The sequence below is a fragment of the Marinoscillum sp. genome (assembly GCF_040222955.1).
Taxonomy (GTDB): domain Bacteria; phylum Bacteroidota; class Bacteroidia; order Cytophagales; family Cyclobacteriaceae; genus Marinoscillum.
Genome location: NZ_JAVKCA010000022.1, coordinates 129,014 through 149,566, shown reverse-complemented (window position 1 = coordinate 149,566; position 20,553 = coordinate 129,014). Strand labels below are relative to the sequence as shown.

At 48.6% G+C, this 20,553-nt stretch carries 18 protein-coding genes; 9 read left to right on the top strand and 9 right to left on the bottom strand.

Going from position 1 to position 20,553, the window contains the following annotated elements; all coding sequences use genetic code 11:
- Positions 1 to 31: 31 nt before the first annotated feature.
- The 7 genes from RIH33_RS20020 to RIH33_RS19990 form a co-directional block, all read right to left on the bottom strand.
- Positions 32 to 3,376, bottom strand: coding sequence for a DUF2126 domain-containing protein (locus tag RIH33_RS20020; protein ID WP_406651848.1), 3,345 nt, complete (start codon positions 3,374 to 3,376; stop codon positions 32 to 34).
- A gap of 134 nt (positions 3,377 to 3,510) precedes the next feature.
- Positions 3,511 to 5,874: an ABC transporter permease gene (locus RIH33_RS20015; protein ID WP_406651846.1), complete on the bottom strand. Its 2,364-nt coding sequence runs from the start codon at positions 5,872 to 5,874 to the stop codon at positions 3,511 to 3,513.
- Between the two features lie 104 nt (positions 5,875 to 5,978).
- Positions 5,979 to 6,353, bottom strand: coding sequence for a hypothetical protein (locus RIH33_RS20010; RefSeq protein ID WP_406651844.1), 375 nt, complete (start codon positions 6,351 to 6,353; stop codon positions 5,979 to 5,981).
- A 387-nt stretch (positions 6,354 to 6,740) separates the two neighbouring features.
- Positions 6,741 to 7,565, bottom strand: a complete 825-nt coding sequence (locus RIH33_RS20005) for a DUF4097 family beta strand repeat-containing protein (protein WP_406651843.1) — start codon at positions 7,563 to 7,565, stop codon at positions 6,741 to 6,743.
- A gap of 33 nt (positions 7,566 to 7,598) precedes the next feature.
- Complete coding sequence (locus RIH33_RS20000; RefSeq protein ID WP_406651841.1) at positions 7,599 to 8,447, bottom strand: DUF4097 family beta strand repeat-containing protein; 849 nt, start codon at positions 8,445 to 8,447, stop codon at positions 7,599 to 7,601.
- Between the two features lie 2 nt (positions 8,448 to 8,449).
- Entirely contained in the window at positions 8,450 to 9,238 is a 789-nt protein-coding gene (locus RIH33_RS19995; protein ID WP_406651839.1) for a HEAT repeat domain-containing protein, read from the bottom strand.
- Between the two features lie 38 nt (positions 9,239 to 9,276).
- Complete coding sequence (locus RIH33_RS19990; RefSeq protein ID WP_406651837.1) at positions 9,277 to 9,867, bottom strand: RNA polymerase sigma factor; 591 nt, start codon at positions 9,865 to 9,867, stop codon at positions 9,277 to 9,279.
- A gap of 255 nt (positions 9,868 to 10,122) precedes the next feature.
- On the opposite strand from RIH33_RS19990, the gene RIH33_RS19985 reads away from it, so the two are divergent.
- The 8 genes from RIH33_RS19985 (at position 10,123) to RIH33_RS19950 (ending at position 18,366) form a co-directional block, all read left to right on the top strand.
- Positions 10,123 to 12,138: an alpha amylase C-terminal domain-containing protein gene (locus RIH33_RS19985; protein ID WP_406651835.1), complete on the top strand. Its 2,016-nt coding sequence runs from the start codon at positions 10,123 to 10,125 to the stop codon at positions 12,136 to 12,138.
- Between the two features lie 2 nt (positions 12,139 to 12,140).
- The gene (locus tag RIH33_RS19980; protein WP_406651833.1) at positions 12,141 to 12,968 is read left to right on the top strand and encodes an endonuclease/exonuclease/phosphatase family protein; all 828 of its coding nucleotides are present in this window, start codon (positions 12,141 to 12,143) and stop codon (positions 12,966 to 12,968) included.
- A 63-nt stretch (positions 12,969 to 13,031) separates the two neighbouring features.
- The gene (locus RIH33_RS19975; protein WP_406651832.1) at positions 13,032 to 13,250 is read left to right on the top strand and encodes a hypothetical protein; all 219 of its coding nucleotides are present in this window, start codon (positions 13,032 to 13,034) and stop codon (positions 13,248 to 13,250) included.
- Positions 13,234 to 13,629 carry a type II toxin-antitoxin system VapC family toxin gene (locus RIH33_RS19970; RefSeq protein WP_406651831.1) on the top strand — a complete coding sequence of 132 codons (396 nt, stop codon included), beginning with the start codon at positions 13,234 to 13,236 and terminating at the stop codon, positions 13,627 to 13,629. The genes RIH33_RS19975 and RIH33_RS19970 overlap by 17 nt, the downstream gene beginning before the upstream one ends.
- A 76-nt stretch (positions 13,630 to 13,705) precedes the next feature.
- Positions 13,706 to 16,630, top strand: a complete 2,925-nt coding sequence (locus RIH33_RS19965; RefSeq protein ID WP_406651830.1) for an FAD-binding and (Fe-S)-binding domain-containing protein — start codon at positions 13,706 to 13,708, stop codon at positions 16,628 to 16,630.
- Positions 16,631 to 16,671: 41 nt separating this feature from the next.
- Positions 16,672 to 17,082, top strand: a complete 411-nt coding sequence (gene mntA, locus RIH33_RS19960) for a type VII toxin-antitoxin system MntA family adenylyltransferase antitoxin (RefSeq protein WP_406651829.1) — start codon at positions 16,672 to 16,674, stop codon at positions 17,080 to 17,082.
- A complete protein-coding gene (hepT, locus tag RIH33_RS19955; protein ID WP_406651827.1) occupies positions 17,075 to 17,476 on the top strand; it encodes a type VII toxin-antitoxin system HepT family RNase toxin in 402 nt (133 codons plus the stop codon). The genes mntA and hepT overlap by 8 nt, the downstream gene beginning before the upstream one ends.
- An 8-nt stretch (positions 17,477 to 17,484) precedes the next feature.
- The gene (locus tag RIH33_RS19950) at positions 17,485 to 18,366 is read left to right on the top strand and encodes a patatin-like phospholipase family protein (RefSeq protein ID WP_406651826.1); all 882 of its coding nucleotides are present in this window, start codon (positions 17,485 to 17,487) and stop codon (positions 18,364 to 18,366) included.
- Here the strand turns inward: RIH33_RS19950 and RIH33_RS19945 are convergent.
- Positions 18,363 to 18,665, bottom strand: coding sequence for a hypothetical protein (locus tag RIH33_RS19945; protein WP_406651825.1), 303 nt, complete (start codon positions 18,663 to 18,665; stop codon positions 18,363 to 18,365). The two genes, RIH33_RS19950 and RIH33_RS19945, sit on opposite strands and share 4 nt — an antisense overlap.
- A gap of 46 nt (positions 18,666 to 18,711) precedes the next feature.
- Between RIH33_RS19945 and RIH33_RS19940 the strand changes: the two genes are divergently transcribed.
- Positions 18,712 to 19,482, top strand: a complete 771-nt coding sequence (locus RIH33_RS19940; protein WP_406651823.1) for an AMP nucleosidase — start codon at positions 18,712 to 18,714, stop codon at positions 19,480 to 19,482.
- A 74-nt stretch (positions 19,483 to 19,556) separates the two neighbouring features.
- Here the strand turns inward: RIH33_RS19940 and RIH33_RS19935 are convergent, their stop codons facing one another.
- Positions 19,557 to 20,429, bottom strand: coding sequence for a DUF4382 domain-containing protein (locus tag RIH33_RS19935; protein WP_406651821.1), 873 nt, complete (start codon positions 20,427 to 20,429; stop codon positions 19,557 to 19,559).
- Between the last annotated feature and the right edge of the window lie 124 nt (positions 20,430 to 20,553).

The window sequence follows — 20,553 nt, the reverse complement described above, 5'->3', positions numbered from 1 at the left end:
GTAAAATTATCCTTTTCCTGAATAAGAAAGACTATTTCACACTTTTGTATCTTCTGAGGTCCATGGTATGCGGAAACTCCGGGTTTACGACCTCACCTGTCGCTTCATAATTGGTGAGGATATTCACCTTGGTGATAAATCGGCCCACTGAAGTGGGTTGCTCTATCGTGGGTTCTACGAGATTGATAGAGTGCCCAAAGTCAAAGAATCTGGAAATTCTTCGTGACTCTGCCTCGAAGCTATTGACCGGGAAGGTGTTGTAATTTCTGCCTCCGGGATGGGCCACATGGTATTTACAGGCGGCGATAGATTTTTTGGTCCAGGTATCGTACAGGTCTATGACCAGCGGAGTATCTACACCCAGGGTTGGGTGAAGGGCTGATGGCGGCTGCCATGCCCGATAGCGAATGCCGGACACGTACTCTCCCTGCACGCCGGTGTTTTTCAGGGGAATCCTGAGACCATTGCACATGAGCTGATAGCGGGAGTCGGTCATTCCTGAAATTTTCACCTGCAGCCGCTCCAGAGAGCTGTCTACAAAGCGGGCAGTGCCGGAGCTGGACATTTCCTCGCCCAGTACATGCCAGGGTTCTATGGCCATTTTGAGTTCAATATGGATATCGTCCACCTGCAGTTCACCCACGAACGGAAAACGGAAACTGAAAAAGGGATCGAACCACGAGATGTCAAAGTCATACCCGGCATTGCGCAGGTCATTGACCACCTCGGTCATGTCTTTATAGCAGTAGTGCGGAAGTAAAAAGCGGTCGTGGAGTTGCGTTCCCCATCGCACCAGCTTATGGTCATAAGGATTTTTCCAAAACCAGCTGAGTAGCGCTCTGATTAATAGAAACTGTACCATTCCCATCCGATAATGAGGGGGCATGTCGAACCCACGAAACTCCAGAATGCCCAGCCGCCCTGTACTGGAATCAGGAGAATAGAGCTTGTCTATACAAAACTCCGCACGATGCGTATTTCCTGTGATGTCTACGAGGAGGTTTCTGAAAATCCGGTCGACCAGCCAGTAGGGCACATTGTCCTCTTTGAAATTGGGCACCTGCTGGAAGGCCAACTCCAGTTCGTAGAGGATGTCATCCCTGCCTTCATCCACACGCGGGGCCTGGCTCGTCGGGCCGATGAATTGAGTAGAAAATAAATAGGAAAGCGCCGGATGGTGCTGCCAATAGGTGATGAAGCTCTTCAGCACGTCTGGTCGGCGAAGGATGGGACTTTCTGCAGGTTTACTGCCACCGATGGTCACATGGTTGCCTCCGCCTGTGCCGGTATGCCGGCCATCCAGGTTGAATTTTTCAGTGGTCAGGCGTGATTCACGCGCTTTGTCATAAAGGATTTCGTAGTTGCTGAGGAGCTCTCGCCAGGTTTTCGCGGGGTGGATGTTTACTTCTATTACTCCGGGGTCCGGAGTGATCATGAGTTTCTGCACCCTGTTATCAGCCGGAGGGTCATAACCCTCTATCAGCACCGGGATTTGCAGCTTCTCTGCCGTTCGCTCTACGGCTCCCACCAGGTCCAGGTAGTGCTCAAAATGTGTTAACGGTGGGAAAAAGACAAAAAGTTTGCCTTCTCTGATTTCCGCCAGCAGGCATGTTTTGAAAATTTTCTCCGAATTGTTGAAAGGCCGGTTATCTAACCCAAAAGAAGCCGCTTCACCGGATGTCGGCAGGGCTTCTGTTTCCTCGAAAAGGTCTCGTTCCGGGCGAATTTCTTCGTCCTCAGGGTCGGTGTACTGGATGGAGTCCAGTGGTAACCTGAGTCCGATGGGGGAATTACCGGGCACGAGGAAAAGGTTCTTTTTGCGAAAGCTCCATTTGCAACTCTGCCAGGAGGTGTGCTCCTGATCCCAGGACAATGGCACCGCATAGCCCACTGGCTTGTCCAGTCCATCCTGTAGCAGTTGGGCTAGTTTTTGCCTTTCCAGTGGGGATTTCAGGTCTACTTTTAGCGGGTCTACATTTAGGGGAACTTTGCTTTCTTCCCAGATGAAATAGAAGGGATCTTCATAGGCCGGGGTGATATTGGCCTGCTCCACGTTCAACTCTGTGGCTAGTTCTTCTATAAACCTGGCAGCATCTGTGTGGCTGAGGCCATAATCTTTGGAAATGTCTGCCAGCAGTGCGTCATTATGCCAGATGGGCTCGCCATCCAGGCGCCAGTAGCAGGCCAGTTTCCAGCGGGGCAGGGGTTCGCCTGGGTACCATTTGCCCTGACCATACTGCATCAGCGCACCTTTTCCATAAGATTCTTTCAGTTGGTGGAAGAGTTGATTGGAGAGTTTTCTCTTGTGCTCACCATCGGCTTCTGAGTTCCATTCCGGGGCGTCATTGTTATCTATCGACACAAAGGTGGGTTCGCCACCCATCGTCATTTTTACATTATTTGCATTCAGGTCTGCATCCACCTTGTCTCCCACAGCCACGATCTGCGCCCACTGCTCTTCCGAGTAGGGTTTGGTCACCCTGGGCGTCTCTTCGATTCGTTTTACGGTATTCTCAAAATGAAATGCTGTTTTGGCAGGCTCTGCAAAACCGGAAATGGGAGCGGCACTTTGTGGCTCTGGAGTACAGGCCAGCGGGATATGACCCTCCCCGGCAAACAACCCCGAGGTAGAATCTAACCCTACCCATCCGGCACCCGGCAGGTATACTTCTGCCCAGGCATGCAGGTCGGTGAAATCTTCTTCCGTGCCCGATGGGCCATCCAGGGCTTTTTGGTCCGCTTTAAGCTGGATGAGATAGCCCGATACAAAACGGGAGGCCAGGCCTACGTGCCGCAGAAGCTGCACCAGTACCCATGAAAAGTCCCGGCAGGAACCTGAAGCCAGCTGGAGTGTCTCTTCGCAGGATTGCACCCCGGGTTCCATGCGAATGTTGTAAGAGAGGGCCTGATTCACCATCTGATTGAGGGCCACCAGGTAATCCACAGTGTTCATCTCTGCCAGTTTTTTCTCTTTGGCACGAGCTACCAGCTCCATGAGAAGCGTACCTTTTTCGGTTACCTCCAGGTAAGGAGAGAGTTGCCTTTTCAGGTATTCTTCATACTGGAAGGGAAATTTCTCTGCATATTCCTCGATAAAAAAGTCAAAGGGATTGATCACCACCATGTCAGCGATCACTTCCACATCTACCTCAAAGTGGTCTACCTTTTCTGGAAAGACAATCCGTGCCAGGTAGTTACCAAAGGGGTCCTGCTGCCAGTTGATGAAATGTCCCTCCGGCTTGATATTGAGCGAGTACCCCTTGATGAAAGTACGCGAGTGTGGAGCAGGACGAAGACGGATCACCTGCGGGCTCAGCTCGATGTGCTTGTCGTAGGTATATTTGGTATAGTGCCTTACTGCTACTTTTATGGACATGCCTGCTGAATTATACTATTTGAAGATTAACAAAAATAATCATTAATCATTCAAGATAAGCACAAATAATCAGACTGATCATTGAAATTATCTTAACAAATCCTTCATAAAAGTGTGTGTTTACTCAAGGGGAATCATTCATACTTAAGTGCTTCCACCGGGTTGGTATGGCTGGCCATGAACGAGTGATACGCCACGGTGGCGATGGCTACACCAATGGCAATGGCAGTGGACACCAACGGGATGAAGAGGGTCAGATCAATGCGAAACGCAAAGTCCTCTAACCACATGTCCATCAGATACCAGGCCACCGGAGATCCAATGAAAGCAGCCAGTAAGACCAGCAAAGTGAATTCACGCGTGGTGATTTTGATGATGGACAGGATGGATGCGCCCAGAACTTTCCGCACGCCTATTTCTTTGGTGCGCTGCTGGATGGTAAAGGCGGCCAGCCCGAATAGCCCAAGACATGAAATGAAAATGGCCACAAGTGCGAAACTATTGAACAGGCTGGCGGTGCGGGCTTCATTCTCATAAAACTCCTTCCATTTGTCATCCACAAATCGGTATTCGAAAGGATATGCCGGCGCAAATTCCTGATAGATTTCTTCCAAAGCCTGAATGGCTGCGGCATGCTGTCCTTCATTGGCCCTCACCACGATGTGATTGTACCAGTCTGGGTCATGGATCATCAGGAGTGGTCTGATTTTACTCTTCGAAGAACTGAAATTGAAGTCTTTGAATACTCCGATGACTTTTCCCTTGCGATCACCCCAAAGCGTGACGGGCTGATCCACCACTTCTTCCGGTTTGAAGCCCATCGCCGTGGCGGAGGCTTCATTGATCATGAAGTGGAGGGTGTCGGTGGTGAACTTTGGGTTGAAGCTTCGACCAGCTGCCAACGGAATCCCAAAGGTCTCGGCGAAGGTATTGTCAATGGAGAGGTTGGTAAAGAGGATTTTTGACTGTGGATCTTTGCCCGGCCAGTCAAAACCCCAGGTGGAATTGTTGAATCCGAGTGGCGCCTGACTCATGGCTGCCACTGACTGGATGGCCGGGTTCTGTGACAACTGCTGTTTGATTACCTGGAATTTATCCTGTATGTTCTGATGCATTTCCACATAGACCAGCCCTTGTTTGTTAAAGCCGGTTTCCTGGTTTTGGACAAAAACGAGCTGCTGATAGACCACTATGGTGCAGAAAATCATGATGATGGAAAGGACGAATTGGGTGGTGACCAATACCTTTCTGAATCGGGATGCCCCTTTCCCGCTTTTCATCTGGCCCTTCAGTACACTGGCTGGCTGGAAGCTGGCGATATAAAATGCCGGATAGCTTCCGGACAGTAGCCCGGTGACAAACACCAGGGTGGTGAGGAGTAGCAGCGCATTTGGGTTGAGCACAAAAGGGATGGCCTTCTCAGTAAGCGCGTTAAAAGCCGGCAGTAGTAGCAATACCAGCAGAAGAGCCAACACCCCACCTAAAAACGCAAAAATCACTGACTCGCTCAGGAATTGAGCAATCAGGTTGCCTCTATAAGCGCCGACTACTTTTCTCAAGCCTACTTCCTTGGCACGTTTGACAGCCTGTGCCGTGGCGAGGTTCATGAAATTGATGCAGGCGATGAGGAGGATGAAAAGAGCAACGATGGTAAAAATACGCACATACCGAATGCGACCACCATCAGCCACTCCATTGTCCCAATTGGAATAGAGGTGCAGCTTTTCCAGAGGATGAAGAAAGAGCGCGATGGCATTGTCTTCATTCTTTTCGTCCAGCAGGCGGGCGATTTTGCCTTCAAAGGCATCGGCCTGAATATTTTCCTGCAACTGGATGAAACAGCGGACGTTGTTATTTCCCCAGCGATCCAGCCAGGTAAGGTTGTCCTCCCAGAAGTATTCAAAATTGATGAGGTAGTCAAAGTTGCCATTGGTGGTATTGGATGGCCAGCTTTTCACCACTCCGGTCACCGTGAAGTTGGTCTCATTGTTCATTTTGATCACCTTGCCTACGGCGCTTTCATTGCCAAAGTATTTCCGCGCCAGCTTCTCTGTGAGCACCATGGAAGTTTTGTCAGTGAAGGGGGATTGCGGGTTTCCTTCCAAAAACTCAAAGGTGAAGATGTGGAAGAAGTCGACATCTACGAATCGGCCCTGCTCATAAAACGACTGCTCCTTGTAAGTGAAAAGATTCTCCGACTCCCAGGTCAGCCTGCTGGAGTACTTCACCTCAGGGTACGTTTCTTTGAGGTATGGCCCCAATGGCCCGGGCGTGGAAAAAGTGGTGCCTATGCGATCTGCATAATGCTGGTTTTCCATCACCTGATAGATACTTTTGACATTTTGGTGGTGACTGTCATAGTTCATTTCATCCTGCACCCATAGGAGAATGAGCATGGCACAGGCCAGTCCTATGGCCAGTCCAAGAATATTCAGCAGACTGTAAACTTTGTTTCTTTGGATGCTTCTGATGGCTACTTTCAGGAAATTCCGAATCATGAGTGGTCGGGTTTTGTTGGACACTAGATAGAGAAAGTACTTTGCATGTGCTGAAAGGTTGCAAATGCTACTGAAAGAAATTTAAATCAGGGGATGCTGAAGTGCTACATCCGCTGGGCAAGCTCCGTCAATGATTTGACCACCAGGGATTCGAAGGTGAATAATTTGAGCATGAGGTAGGCTGCTCCTCGAATGGCTATATTATCTGAAATGACGATGACCTTATGAATTTGTCCTTTTTCACTTTGCATACAGGCGACCCACTCCTGGCGGGCTGACATCTCAAAGCCGTCCATTTTCAGGCAATCCCAGATCATGGTGAATTTCTCAGCGGGAAACTGCCTGGTGTGAGCTTTCCAGGCCTCAGTGGATTCTAAACTAGCTTGTTGGGTGAATTTACCCTTGAAAACAAAATGAAGGCAGTGCGGGCCAAATGATGAATTGGGCTTAATGTCGATGTTTTGTGAGGTAAATATCATGGTTGATTAGGGTTTTAGGTTGTGAATTAGCGAATGCGACAAACCTAATCCCGTCCGACTCGGTGGGAGGGCTTAAATACCAGCTGTATAGGGGGGAAAACACGTTGAGTGGCGGATTTTCAGAAGAAAATCAACTCCGTTAATTGACACTCAGGACATTGCATATCACCGCAAACGGGAAGTGTGAAGCGGTGTAATGGAAGTGCTTTTGTTTCTTGGGTAAGAGGGAAGGAGTTATGGATAACTATACGGATCGTAGAACTTGAGATTATAATCTCCATGGATGTGCACAGTGCCAACATCTAACTGTTTGCTGTATAAATCAATAGTGATACAGATGTTAAGTGAATAAAATGATCCCGCTCCTCACAGCGGGATCATTCTCAATCAATTTCCCTTGCGCACGATAATGCTCCCGTGCATGTTTTTAAAGGTAAACTCGGGGCCTCCGCCGTTGATTTTGCCATAGACCCAGCTATTGATAGACACTTCATATTCACCGCTTTCTTTTTTCACATTGGTTTTGGATCGCTCCAGGGCCATGTCAAAGTCTGTGTAGATCTCTCCACGCTCAGAGCGCAGCTTGGTGGTGGCTTTGGCATTGGCCGGAAGGGTCACATCCACATCGCCATTCAAGGTGACGAAGGACATGGGCTCACCGGAGGTCAGGGACTTGAAGGTGACCTTCACATCGCCATTCACGGTATTGGCCAGTACTGACCCGGAGATGTTCTCCAGCGCGATGCCACCATTCACTCCGGAGATTTCCATGGTGCCGTTGATGCCCTTCACCGTGATGGTGCCATGTACAGTGTTCAGATCGAGATCCGCATTAATGGGCGCTTTAACCTCAATGTTCATTCGGCGCTTCCAGGAGTCAGACTCTATGCTCACTACATTATTGCTTTCCTTGGCCCGGAGCTCCATAGGATTAGCATTGACCCGCTTCATTCCGGGAGGCGCTGACTTCTTATCTTCATGGCAGTCGTCACATCCGTGCTGTAGGGAGCTGCCAGATGCCGAGGCGGTGATGATCACTTCACTTCCGCTGTATCCTGTCACAGTGATGTCGCCATTCAGGTGGTCCAGCTCTATGCGGGCAGCAGTGCCTGGTTTGCTGAGCGGGATGGTAAACTGCTCTGAGAATTTTTCCTGGGCCAAAGCGGCTACTGCCGCGAATAAGCCTATGCATATAATGATTGATTTTTTCATGATTCTAATGTTTAATGTCTGTGAACTGCCGGTTTAAAGTTTTCTTAAGTAGATGTCCCCATTGAGGGTTTCAAAGCTAAGTGTGGGCCCATTTTTCCCTATTTCTATCCCAAAAGTCTCATTGAGCTGATAGGTGGTAGAAGCTCCTTTTTTGGAAACCACCTTCTTGAGCTCGGGCTTTTTGGTTTCGAAATCAAAAGCACTGAACAGACTTCCGTGCATGGTCTTGGCAGTGACCGATGCGCTCAGGTCTGAGGTGCAATACAGGTTGATGGTGCCGTTGATGGTGCTGAACCTGCCGTCCAGGTTAGGTCGCTTTTGAAAGGTGACTTCCACATCCCCGTTGACAGTGGTGGCTCTGGCTACCGCATGAGCGCCGCTTATTTCCACATCACCATTTATGTTTCCGGCACTCACTGTCCCGGTGATCCCTTTCACGGTCACCTTTCCCTGATCTACCGTCTGTACTTTCAGATTGGCGTTAGCCGGGATTTGGAGCTGGTAGTCGAAGTTAAAGTCATAATCTTCCGGACCGTCCATCCACCTGCCCCGCTGATAGCACCCACTCCATTGGTCACAGATGAATGGTGCGGTGAGGTAGAAGATGATGGAGTCGTTTCTCTGAATGATTTTCATGTTGACCTCCGTCAGACCCTTTTCCAGTGCCTTCGCATGATCGGCGTTGATGGTTTTCAGTACCTGGTAACTCACCGCCGGTGCATTGGTGGCGGTCACTTCTATCCCGCCAAATACATTGTCTACTACTACTGTGACAGGCCTGTCTGGTGCGATGGGCAGCCTGTCCTGCAGCTGCACTTCTTTCACCTGAGCCTTGCAAAGAAGACTACCGAGCATGATTAAGGTGATTAATGATATTTTCATGATTAAATTTCTTTTAGTGTTTGAATAGTTGATTCCAGTTTTGACTTGATGCTGTCATCAACTTTCGGCGAACTCAATACCTTGGAGAACTGTGCTGCCGCAGACTTTTCCTGGAGGAGAATCATCGCATCGGCCAGTGCTACCTGCAGGAGTGGAGATTCCTGCGTGGCAATGGACGATACCAGCGCTTCACGAACATTCGAATTATTCCCATAAACCATCAGTGCTTCCAGCGCTGCCAGTCGGACGTTGTTGCTGGGATCCTGATTAAGGGTGAAAACCAGGGCATCAATGACCTTCTCATCTGATCGGGGCATGTCACTGACCATGTTCACTGCCTTGATCCGCTCCTGCGCCTGTGGCTTTTCTATCAGGGTTAGCATGAGCATCTTTTTCATCTCCTGCACCTCCGAAGCGAGTTGGTTTACTTCCTGATTAGGCCTGGGGATAACCAAAGTACCTATGACCAGACCTATTACCAGTGCGGCAAAGCCCACCTGCCAGTTGGATCGAAACCACTGGGTCAGGAATGTCCAATCAAAAGATTGCTTGTTGGCAGCGGATTGATATCCGGACAGCATGGCTTGAAAACGAACGTCCATCGACTCTCCAGGTTCGGGAGTTTCCATGGTTTCCATTTGCGTCCAAATGGTTTGGGTTTCCCGTAGCTCGCTGGCCAAATCCGGATTTTCGCTGAGGTAAGTCTCCAGTTGAAGTTTTCGCTCCGCATCCAGTTGGCCTGCCAGATCGTCCATCCACCATTCCGTGGCTAAATCCTTATTGAGTTTCATTTTCCTTCTATTTTGTTGATCTCAAAATTTTCTTTTTGTTACTGTCCTGCTCCGGTGCTGTTTGGTGCCAGTGCAGGCCCATCCAGCTTCTGATAGTTTTCCTTGAGTGCCTTCAGTGCGCGGTGTACCCGCACCTTTACCGCACTTTCAGTGATCCCCAGCAGATCAGCTACTTTTTCGTACTTCAGCTTCTGAAAGCGCGTGAGTTCCAGGATTTCCCTTTTGTCTTCTGAGAGTGCCTTCATGGCTCTGGCCAGATATTCCAGCTCATCAGTTTTCTGATGGAAAGCCTCCTGTGTGTCGTTGTGCTTCAGATGAGCCTCCCATCCGGACATGTCCTCCTGCCAGGCGTAGCGCTTATTTTTTCGCAAATGATCTTTGTGCACATTGCGGGACATATGAAAGGCCCAAGCCTCAAAATTGCCACGCTCAGAATAGCTGTGTTTGTACTTCAGCATCCGCATAAAGACATTTTGCACCAGGTCCTCGCTGGTGGCCGGGTCGGTGGTCATTCGGTAAAAAAAACCAAACAGCCGCCGGCTGTAGCGGTGATAAAGCAGGCCGAGTTTCTCCACGTCTCCGGCCTTTACTTTCAGCATGATTGCATGATCATCCAGTGAATCCAACATCAAGTCATATTTTTCATTGAGGCAAACCGAGCCATATGAGATAGGTTACAAATGAATTTAAGAAATTTTTCTGCTGCACACACCATTTTTGCGCTGACAGATTGTTCATAATCAGCTAACAAAAACACCACTATTCATAAAGTTATTGGTTATTATTTATGAATATTTTAATGAAACACCGTATTTATTTAAAATATTTGCTTCCGCAAGGTCTGATCACTAACTTGCATGCGCACTTATTTTTAATAAAGAAGTATGCCTTCAAAGAACACACCCATTTTAGTCAAAAATGATCCCTGGCTTGCTCCGTTTGAGTCAGATATTCAGGACAGAATGAAGCGATTTGAAGCTCGCAAGAAGCAGCTGGAATCAGAATACGGTAGCATTGATGCTTTTGCCAGTGGCTACAATTTCCTGGGTTTTAACTATGATCCAAAGAAAAAAGGATGGTGGTATAGAGAGTGGGCTCCGCATGCGCACTCTCTGAGTGTGATTGGAGATTTTAATAATTGGGACAGGGGTGCCAGCCTCCTGGAAAAAAATGATCAGGGGATTTGGGAGATCTTTCTGGATGATAAAACCTACGGGAATCAGCTCACTCATGAGTCGGCTGTGAAGGTGCACGTGGTATCAGACAAAGGTGGGGTGGATCGCATTCCAGCCTATGCCAGATACGTTACTCAGGATGAAAAGACCTACGATTTTACCGCCCGCCTTTGGCATCCCGAGAAACCCTACAAATGGACCGATAAGAAATTCGCTCCTGATCAGTCTTATGACAACCCATATATCTATGAGTGTCATGTGGGCATGGCGCAGGAAAAGGAAGGGGTAGGCACCTACCGGGAGTTTGCGGACAAGATTTTGCCTAAAATAAAAGAACAGGGGTACAACACCATCCAGGTGATGGCCGTGCAGGAGCATCCTTATTATGGATCTTTTGGCTACCACGTGAGTAATTTCTTTGCTCCCAGTAGCCGGTTTGGTACTCCCTACGATCTCAAATACCTGGTGGATACTGCTCACAAAATGGGCATCGCTGTGATTATGGATATTGTACATTCACATGCAGTGAAAAACCTGGCAGAGGGGCTGAATGAATTTGACGGATCTGATGACCAGTACTTCCACCCGGGAGGACGAGGGTTCCACACCTTATGGGATTCCAAGCTGTTCAATTATGGCAAGGAGGAGGTGCTCCGGTTTTTGCTGTCTAACGTGAAATACTGGATGGAGGAGTTTCATATGGACGGCTTCCGCTATGACGGGGTCACTTCTATGCTCTATTTCCACCACGGGGATATTTCATTTGATCATTATGAAAAATACTTTAAAGAAGTAGACTGGGACGTGCTCACCTACTTTCAGCTGGCCAACAACCTGATCAAGGAGCTCAAGCCCAAGGCCATTTCAATCGCTGAGGATATGAGTGGCATGCCAGGCCTCTGCCGACCGGTGAGTGAAGGGGGAATGGGGTTTGATTTCAGACTGGGAATGGGCATACCGGATTATTGGATCAAAGTGCTGAAGCACAAACATGATGAAGAGTGGAACATCCACGAAATGTGGGATACACTGACCAACCGACGATATGGAGAACGCACCATTGCCTATGCCGAATCTCATGATCAGGCGCTGGTAGGAGACAAATCCATTGCCTTCTGGCTGATGGATAAGGAGATGTATACCCACATGCATAAGGACACTCCGAGTCTCATTATCGACCGGGGAATTGCCTTGCACAAAATGATTCGCTTGTTCACGCTGAGCTTAGGTGGTGAGGGCTGGTTGAATTTTATTGGCAATGAATTTGGCCATCCGGAATGGGTGGACTTCCCCAGAGAGGGGAATGACTGGAGCTACAAATACGCACGGCGACAATGGAACCTCCAGGAACATCCCGATCTGAGGTATAAGCAGTTGTATAACTTCGGGGCGGCTATGGTGCAGATGGCCAATGATGAGAAAATTGTCGGCTCCCTGCCTGCTCAGCAGCTCAATATGGACGAGGACAATAAGGCAGTTATCTTCGAGCGAAACAATTTGATTTTTGCCTTTAATTTTTCTCCCACCAATTCAGTTCCGGATTATCGATTCAAGGTACCAGTACCGGGCAAATACAAAATTATTCTGAACTCTGACAAGGGGGAGTTTGGTGGCCATGACCGTATTGATGATGAAATGACTTACCCTACAGTGGCTTTGTTTGGGGAGCATTTTCTAAGCGTATACCTGCCCAGCAGGGTGGCGATAGTGTTGAAAAAGGTGTAGTAATGAAAGCATTTTTCGTAGTTTGTTTGGTATTGATTTTAGGCACGGGCTGGTCACAAGACCTCTCCGTCATGACTTATAACATCCGCCTGGATCATGCCGGTGACGGGGTGAATAGGTGGGACATGCGCAAAGCCAACATGGTGGCTCAGCTCGGGTTTTATGAGCCGGATATTTTCGGAATTCAGGAGGGTTTACCTCATCAGGTGAAATATCTCGACTCGGCGCTTGCCGACTATGCCTATGTAGGTGTGGGTCGTGACGATGGCGAGGAAAAAGGTGAATTCAGCGCCATTTATTACAAGACAGAGACCTTCAAACTGTTGGAAAGCGGCACCTTTTGGTTGTCTACTACTCCCGAAAAGCCATCTGTGGGCTGGGATGCCGCGCTGCCCCGGGTCTGTACCTACGGGCTTTACGAGAAAAAATCGGACGGGCGAAAGTTTTGGGTATTCAACACCCACTTTGATCACATAGGAGTGGAAGCACGGGTGAACTCCATGAAGTTGATTCTTTCACAGATGGAGCGATTCAATACAGAAAACCTGCCCGCGGTACTGATGGGCGATTTGAATGTGGAACCTACAGAGGGTCCTATCCTGGAGATGACCAAAAAACTCAACGATACTCGTGCTTCGGCAGCCCTCACATTTGGCCCGCATGCCACTTTCAATGGCTTCAAATTCGATGAAACCCCTCAGAAACGAATCGACTACATCGCCATCAATGCGCAGCTCAGTGCCCTGAAATATGCCGTGCTTACCGACTCTTACGATCAAAAATATATTTCTGATCACTTCGCAGTGTACTGTGAGTTGGGGTTTAAGTGACCTGAGGATCGATTTGGGAATCCAATTTGTTGTTATATTTAACTCTAATATTGGGCAACCGTCATGAGTATAGAAAGTCGAAAACTACGCTTAATAGCACATTTTTTGAGAACCAACGATCCGGGATTGTTGGGAAAACTGGAGGCGTTGGTGGAAGAGAACGAGAAATTTCCCGAGCCTGAAATAGCCGGTTATGCCGGAATTTGGTCCAAGGAGGAGGCCGAGGAAATCAGAAATATTATTACTGAAGGGTGCGAGCAAGTTCATGAAGAAGACTGGTAAGGGTTATCTAATTGATACCAACATCATTATCGATTTTTTTCGAAACGATGCGGGTCTTCTGAACAGGCTGTTAAATACAGAGATTTATATTCCCTCCATAGTTGTTGGCGAATTGATTTATGGAGCCAATCTGACCGTTCAGAGAGAAACACGCCTGCGAGAGATCTTGCAGTTCATTGATCATTATCGTGTTTTATCAGTTGATGCCACCACTTCCCGATTTTATGGAGAGATTAAGGCCCAATTGAAACAATCCGGCTCACCGATTCCAGAAAATGATATCTGGATAGCAGCACTTTCTAAGCAACACTCCCTAATTTTGGCCACCAGAGATCGCCACTTTGAAAAAGCCAAATCTATTGAGGTAGAATATTGGTAAACCCCAAACAGCACTAACCCGATCCGCCAGAATACTGGCAGATAGTTGTAAAATTGGTATTCTTTAACCTTGTATCATGAATTTCGACCTGCTTAGAAAGCAACTTGAGGGGGAACTCTTCACCGACGAGACCACTAGAAAACTGTACGCTACGGATGCATCCGCATATCGTGAAATCCCTGTGGCAGTGGCGATTCCCCGGTCAGAGCCTGACCTTATAGCACTCATAAAGTTTGCCAACGAGCACGGCACCTCTGTGATCCCGCGTACGGCAGGAACTTCACTGGCGGGTCAGGTAGTGGGTGGTGGTATCGTCGTGGACGTATCCAAACACTTCAATCGAATCCTGGAAATCAATGAAAAAGAAGGCTGGGCCAGGGTGCAGCCGGGCATCGTGCGGGACGACCTGAACGCTGCCCTCAAGCCATATGGCTACTTCTTTGCTCCGGAGACTTCTACGGCCAACCGTGCCATGATAGGGGGCATGATCGGAAACAACAGCTGCGGTAGTAACTCCATAGTATATGGGAGCACCCGGGAGCATCTTTTGGAGGTGAACACCATCCTGGCGGATGGCACTCAGGTGTGGTTTGGTCCGCTGGACATGAACGCCTTTCTGGCACGATGCAACGGCATGAGTACCTCCGGGGAACTGGAGGCTTCTATCTACTTTCAGGTCAAGGAAATGCTCTCCGATAAGGCAAACCTGGAAGCGATTAAGGACGGCTTTCCGAAAGCTTCGGTTCCCAGAAGAAACACAGGGTATGCCATCGACATGCTGGCAGAAATGACTCCTTTCAAGGAAAACGGTGAGGTATTTAACTTCAGTAAACTAATCGCAGGCTCTGAAGGGACGCTGGCATTTGTGACTTCCGCCAAGATCAAGCTCACCCCCATTGCACCACCACATAAACGACTGGTATGCATCCACTGCCACACGATAGATGAGTCGTTGCGGGCCAACCTGGTAGCGCTTAAGCACCAGCCCACCGCCTGTGAGCTGATGGATCACTATGTGCTGGAGGCCACCAAAAGAAACATTACTTATCGGGATTATCGCTTTTTCGTGGAGGGGGATCCGCAGGCAATATTGGTGGCTGAACTTACCACGGACTCAGAAGAGGCCGCAGACCAGGCCGCCACGGCGCTGATTAAGGATTTGCAGGACTCTGGATATGGATACTCCTTTCCGGTGATTTCCGGAGAAGACATCAAAAAAGTGTGGGGCTTGAGAAAGGCCGGCCTGGGCTTACTCTCGAATGTGGCCGGAGATGCCAAGCCTGCCCCGGTGATTGAAGACACAGCGGTGGATGTGCAGGACCTGCCGGAGTACATCGCCGAGTTCAATGAGATTCTTGCAAAACACGACCTTTTCTGTGTGCATTATGCGCATGCAGGCTCCGGGGAGTTGCACCTGCGCCCGATCATCGACCTGAAAACAGCAGAGGGCAGAAGGCTCTTCAGAACCATAGCGGAGGAGATTGCCACGCTGGTGAAAAAGTACAAGGGCTCGCTCTCAGGTGAGCATGGCGACGGACGCCTGCGTGGCGAGTTTATCCCGCAGATGGTTGGCGCTCATAATTATGAGTTGATCAAAAAGGTAAAACAGACCTGGGACCCAAAAAACATCCTGAATCCGGGCAAGATTGTGAATACCCCGCCCATGGATACAAGCCTGCGGTACGAAGAAAATCAGGTGACCCGGGAGTTTGAAACTGTCCTGGATTTTTCTGAAACGGAGGGGTATTTGCGGGCTGCGGAGCAGTGCAATGGCTCCGGTGATTGTAGAAAGACCGAGCTCAGCGGGGGCACCATGTGTCCGAGCTACATGGCCACGCGCAACGAAAAAGAGACCACACGCGCCCGGGCTAATATCCTTCGCGAGATGCTCACCAGATCTGACAACGCCAATCCATTTGCCCATGAGGAGATCAATGAGGTCATGGACCTGTGCCTGAGCTGCAAAGGATGCAAATCCGAATGTCCTTCCAATGTGGACATGGGCAAGCTGAAGCAGGAGTGGCAGTATCAGTACTACAAGGAAAAAGGGGTGCCTTTCAGGAGCCGCCTGATTGGAAACTTTGCCGGAGGCATGAAGCTGGCCACACTCCTTCCGTGGGGTTACCGATTCACCTTTGGAAATCAAGTCACTTCTACTCTGGCCAAGTCAGTCATGGGCTTTGCTCAAAAAAGGAGTATGCCTAAACTCTCCAGGCAAACCTGGGAGCGATGGTTCAAAAAGGAATTTAAACCGACGGTCAGTGAGCCCATTAAGCAGGTCTATCTTTTTATCGATGAGCTGCTCAACTACAATGAGGCGGAAATAGGGATTACCACCGTCAAGTTGCTTGATAAGCTTGGCTATGAGGTGGTGTTCATTGAGCATGAGGAGTCCGGACGGAGCTTCTTATCCAAAGGACTACTGGATAAGGCTAAATTTCTGGCACAGGCCAATGTGGATCTATTCAAAAACCTGATCGATGAAGAGACTCCGCTGATCGGTGTGGAACCTTCAGCGATCCTCACTTTCAGGGATGAGTACCCCGATTTGCTGAGGGGAGAAGACAAGGAAGCCGCCAAAGCGATTGCTGCCAACACCTTTATGATAGAAGAATTTTTGGCTAAGGAAATGGAGGCCGGTCGCATTGACCTTTCCCTTTTCAAAGAGCAAAAGCAACTGATTAAGCTGCACGGTCACTGTCAGCAGAAGGCCCTCTCATCACTCACTCCTGTGAAGAAGATACTGACCAAAATGGGGAGCAATGAAGTACACCTTATCCCTTCAGGATGCTGTGGGATGGCCGGCTCGTTTGGGTATGAAAAGGAGCACTATGACCTCTCCATGCAAATAGGTGAGCTGGTGCTATTTCCTACCGTGCGTAAGCAGCCGGAGGAGGTGATCATAGCGGCAGCGGGTACAAGTTGCCGCCATCAGGTGAAAGACGGGACAGGCAGAGTGGCCAAACACCCGGTGGAAATTATCTGGGGTGCACTGAAGTAAAGAGTTCACGCATGCAGGTATTTTCCTTAAATTAGAGGTATATGATCTTGCAGAAGGAGCAAATAGAAGAAGTAACTAACCTCCTCACCCACCAAATAGAGGGGGTAAAAGGGATATATCTTTTTGGGAGTGGTACCGGGCCGGACTTCACTGACGAAAGCGATGTGGACCTGGCACTATTGCCTCAAAATCCGATCAGCACGGAAATGCTTTGGGAACTAAAGAATCAGCTGAGCGATTTGGTGCATCGGGAGGTGGATTTGGTGGATTTATCAGTGGCCAACACGGTGCTGGCTATGCAGGTTATCTCAGGCGGAGTTCGCATTTACTCCTCCGAACCGCTCGCTTCGGAGCGGTATGAGACGCTCATATTTAGTATGTATCTCACCCTCAATGATGACCGTAAAGGAATTCTTGAAGAAATTGAAAAAAACAAGACCATTTATGGATGATGTTATTCAGGCGAAAGTAGCCACAATCGAAAAATGCCTCAAGCGCATTCAAGAAGAGGCATCTCATGACTGGAAAAATAATTTCACCCATCAGGATGCCTTACTTCTGAATCTGGAGCGTGCGTGTCAGGCTGCTATTGATTGTGCTTTGCACATTGTGAGAAAGAAGCATTTGGGCCTACCCAAAATCACCCGTGAAGCATTTGACCTTCTGAATAATGCAGGGATTATCGATTCGCCTATTTCTGAAAATATGAAAAAAATGGTTGGCTTCAGAAATTTGGCAGTACATGATTACGCGACGCTCAATCTCGATATTTTGGAAGCCATTTTAACTAGGGAATTGACCGTCTTCTCTTCTTTTTGCAAAACAGTCATCAACCTATCCTTGTAAGTAACAAAATGTCTCAGAAAGTAGCATTAGTACTATCCAGTGGCGGAGCCCGGGGGTTGGCCCACATTGGCGTCATTGAAGCGCTCGAAGCAAAGGGCTATGAAATCACGTCTGTATCCGGTTCTTCCATGGGTGCGGTGGTTGGAGCCTTTTATGCCTGTGGCAAGCTGCAGGAATATAAAGAATGGGCGCTGAACCTGGATCGGTATGATGTTTTCAAGCTGATCGATTTTACCTTTTCCGTACAGGGGTTTGTGAAGGGAGAGCGGGTATTCAAAACACTGCAGACCATCGTGCCCGATCGGAACATTGAGGACATGCGGATTCCCTTTGCGGCTTTGGTTACAGACATCAAAGCCAAAAATCAGGAGGTATTCCGTACCGGGAGTATGTATCAGGCCATCAAAGCCTCCGTGGCGATTCCCACGGTCATCAAACCAGTGGTGGTCAATGGCAGAGAGTATATTGACGGGGGCGTGACCAACCCCATTCCCATAGAGCATGTGCACCGTACCGATGGTGACATACTGGTGGTATCCAACGTAAATGCGATAATGCCCTATGTGAAGAAAAAGGAAAGCAAGCGATTCGAAGCGGAAAATGCTACTTACAATCAGAAAATCCAGGCCTTCATCAACGGCTGGGGTAAGCTGCTGCCGGGCAACACTGAGACGGAAAAAAAGCTCGGTTTTTTCGACTTGCTCAATGAGTCTATTGATCTGATGCAGGATAAGCTCACCTCCCTGCTACTGGAAAAATATAAGCCCGACCTGCTGGTCAATATATCGCGTGAGGCTTGCAGTACTTTTGAGTTTTACAAAGCCAAAGAGATGATAGCGTTGGGAAAGGACACATTTGAATCGACTTATCAAGCGCAACACAAGGCTTAGTTGGTGGTGAGGGAGCCTATGCGGCTGTCTTCATAGATCAAAATGTCCAGCAGAGCGTCTACCAGCAAGGTGGGCTGCCTGAATCCCAGAAACCCGCGGTGCTTGCCTTCGATGACCTGACCTGTTTCCATTTTAAAGGTGATCTTTGTGGTTTCCGTTAGATTACCGGATTGGAGGAAATGGATTTGCATCACTGAGGTGTCGAGTTCATCATGGTATTTGCAATTAAGCTTCCAGGTCAGTGCTTGATTTTTCTCACATATTTTATTGAGTAAATTGACCAGCGTAATTTCATCCATTGTGTTTAAGATAAGCGTTCATTCAGAATAACCCAAATTTGAAAGTATGAAAACAAAACAGGAGATCATCGAAAACTGGTTGCCCAGATACACCGGTTTGCCTTTGGAAGACTTTGGCCATTACATCTTGCTGACCAATTTTAAAAACTACGTGACGCTCTTTGCAGAGTGGAACCATGTGGAGGTAGTAGGCACCGGACACCCCATGCAGTGTGCTACAGCAGATGGCATTACCATTATCAACTTTGGGATGGGCTCGGCCAATGCAGCCACTATTTCGGATCTGCTCGGTGCCATAGAACCAAAAGCCGTTTTGTTTTTGGGAAAGTGTGGTGGCCTCAAAATGAAAAATGAAGTGGGGGATCTTATCTTGCCCATAGCCGCTATCCGGGGAGAGGGAACCTCCAACGACTACATGCTGCCAGAAGTACCCGCTTTGCCGGCTTTCGCACTGCAAAAGGCTATCTCCACTACCATCAGGGAGTACGGGCAGGACTACTGGACAGGTACCGTATACACCACCAATCGCAGGGTGTGGGAGCATGATGGCAAGTTCAAAAAATACCTCAAGAAGATTCGTGCCATGGCTATAGACATGGAAACGGCCACGATTTTCACCACGGCCTTTGCCAATGAAATGCCTGCAGGGGCACTTCTGCTGGTGTCAGACATCCCTATGATACCGGAGGGAGTCAAAACCGATGAGAGCGATAAAAAGGTCAGCGCGCAGTTTGTGGAGCAGCACCTCAAAATCGGCATTGACTCACTGAAGCAGCTCATTAACAATTCTCAAACGGTGAAGCATCTGAAGTTCTAGGCCTGTGCACAAAAAAACCGGGGCGCTTAAATCACCCCGGTTCACTTAATTGATCTATATAAAGGAGAATTGTTCTATTGCATTTCGAGTGTGAGCGTGTCTATGTTGTTCACCACACCGTCCATTACATTCACACCCGTCATGGTGGTTACGGAGAATTCACTGTTTTCTTCGGGCACAGCCACTACCTCGTAATCCCCCTCTTCCAATAGCTCTATGAGGAAGTAGCCCGTTTCTTCGGGGATGGTAGATACACTGTCTTCATCGTGGATCACATAAACTACCGAAGACACCGTGTCTGGCCAAATCACGCCTTCTATTGCCCCAAACTCATCTTCTTCTTCCACCAAAGTAGCATGAATGACAGGTTTCAGGTTGTATTTGCCAGAGTTTCCGGCTTTCACAATAGACCTGGCGGCATCAAAGTCCAACACCAGTTTGTATTCATTGCCCTCTTCTATGTCTGCGTCTATTTTGATCTTCAGCCCGGAGGAGCTTCCCGATGGCACTTTCAGCTCGAGTGTGTCCCCTTCTATTACCAGGTGATTGTTTTCACCCAAAATCAGTCGCACCTCTTTCAGCTCACCCTCCGGGATGTCAATGTCTGCCAGCAGGGCCTCGTTGCCATTGTTGAGTTCCAGCAGGTCAAAGACCATTGGTTCGATTTCTACGGTCACCCAGTGGTTTTCAGAATCCTCATCATCTGTCCCATCCTCATTATCCGTATCATCGTCCTGACCATCATCGCTTGAGGTGTCGGATTCATACTTGTATTCAAGTCCTATCACGTCTATCAATACAGCATCAAAGGCAGCCGGATCGTCTACCAGCACCACACGCATAGCTGCTGTGCCGGGATTGGTTGGTGTAGAGTTATTTGTCCTTTCTTCACAGCTTGCCAGGAGCAAAACCCCGACAAGGAGGGTTACAAGAATTTGAGTCTTCATAGTGTATCTATTTTTAAAGTGTAAAAAAGATAGGCCCCATACCAAAAATCAATCTACCGGTGAACAACAGATGGCGGGACCTATCACAGCCGGGATACGAGATGGCAAAACCATTGCCAGAAAT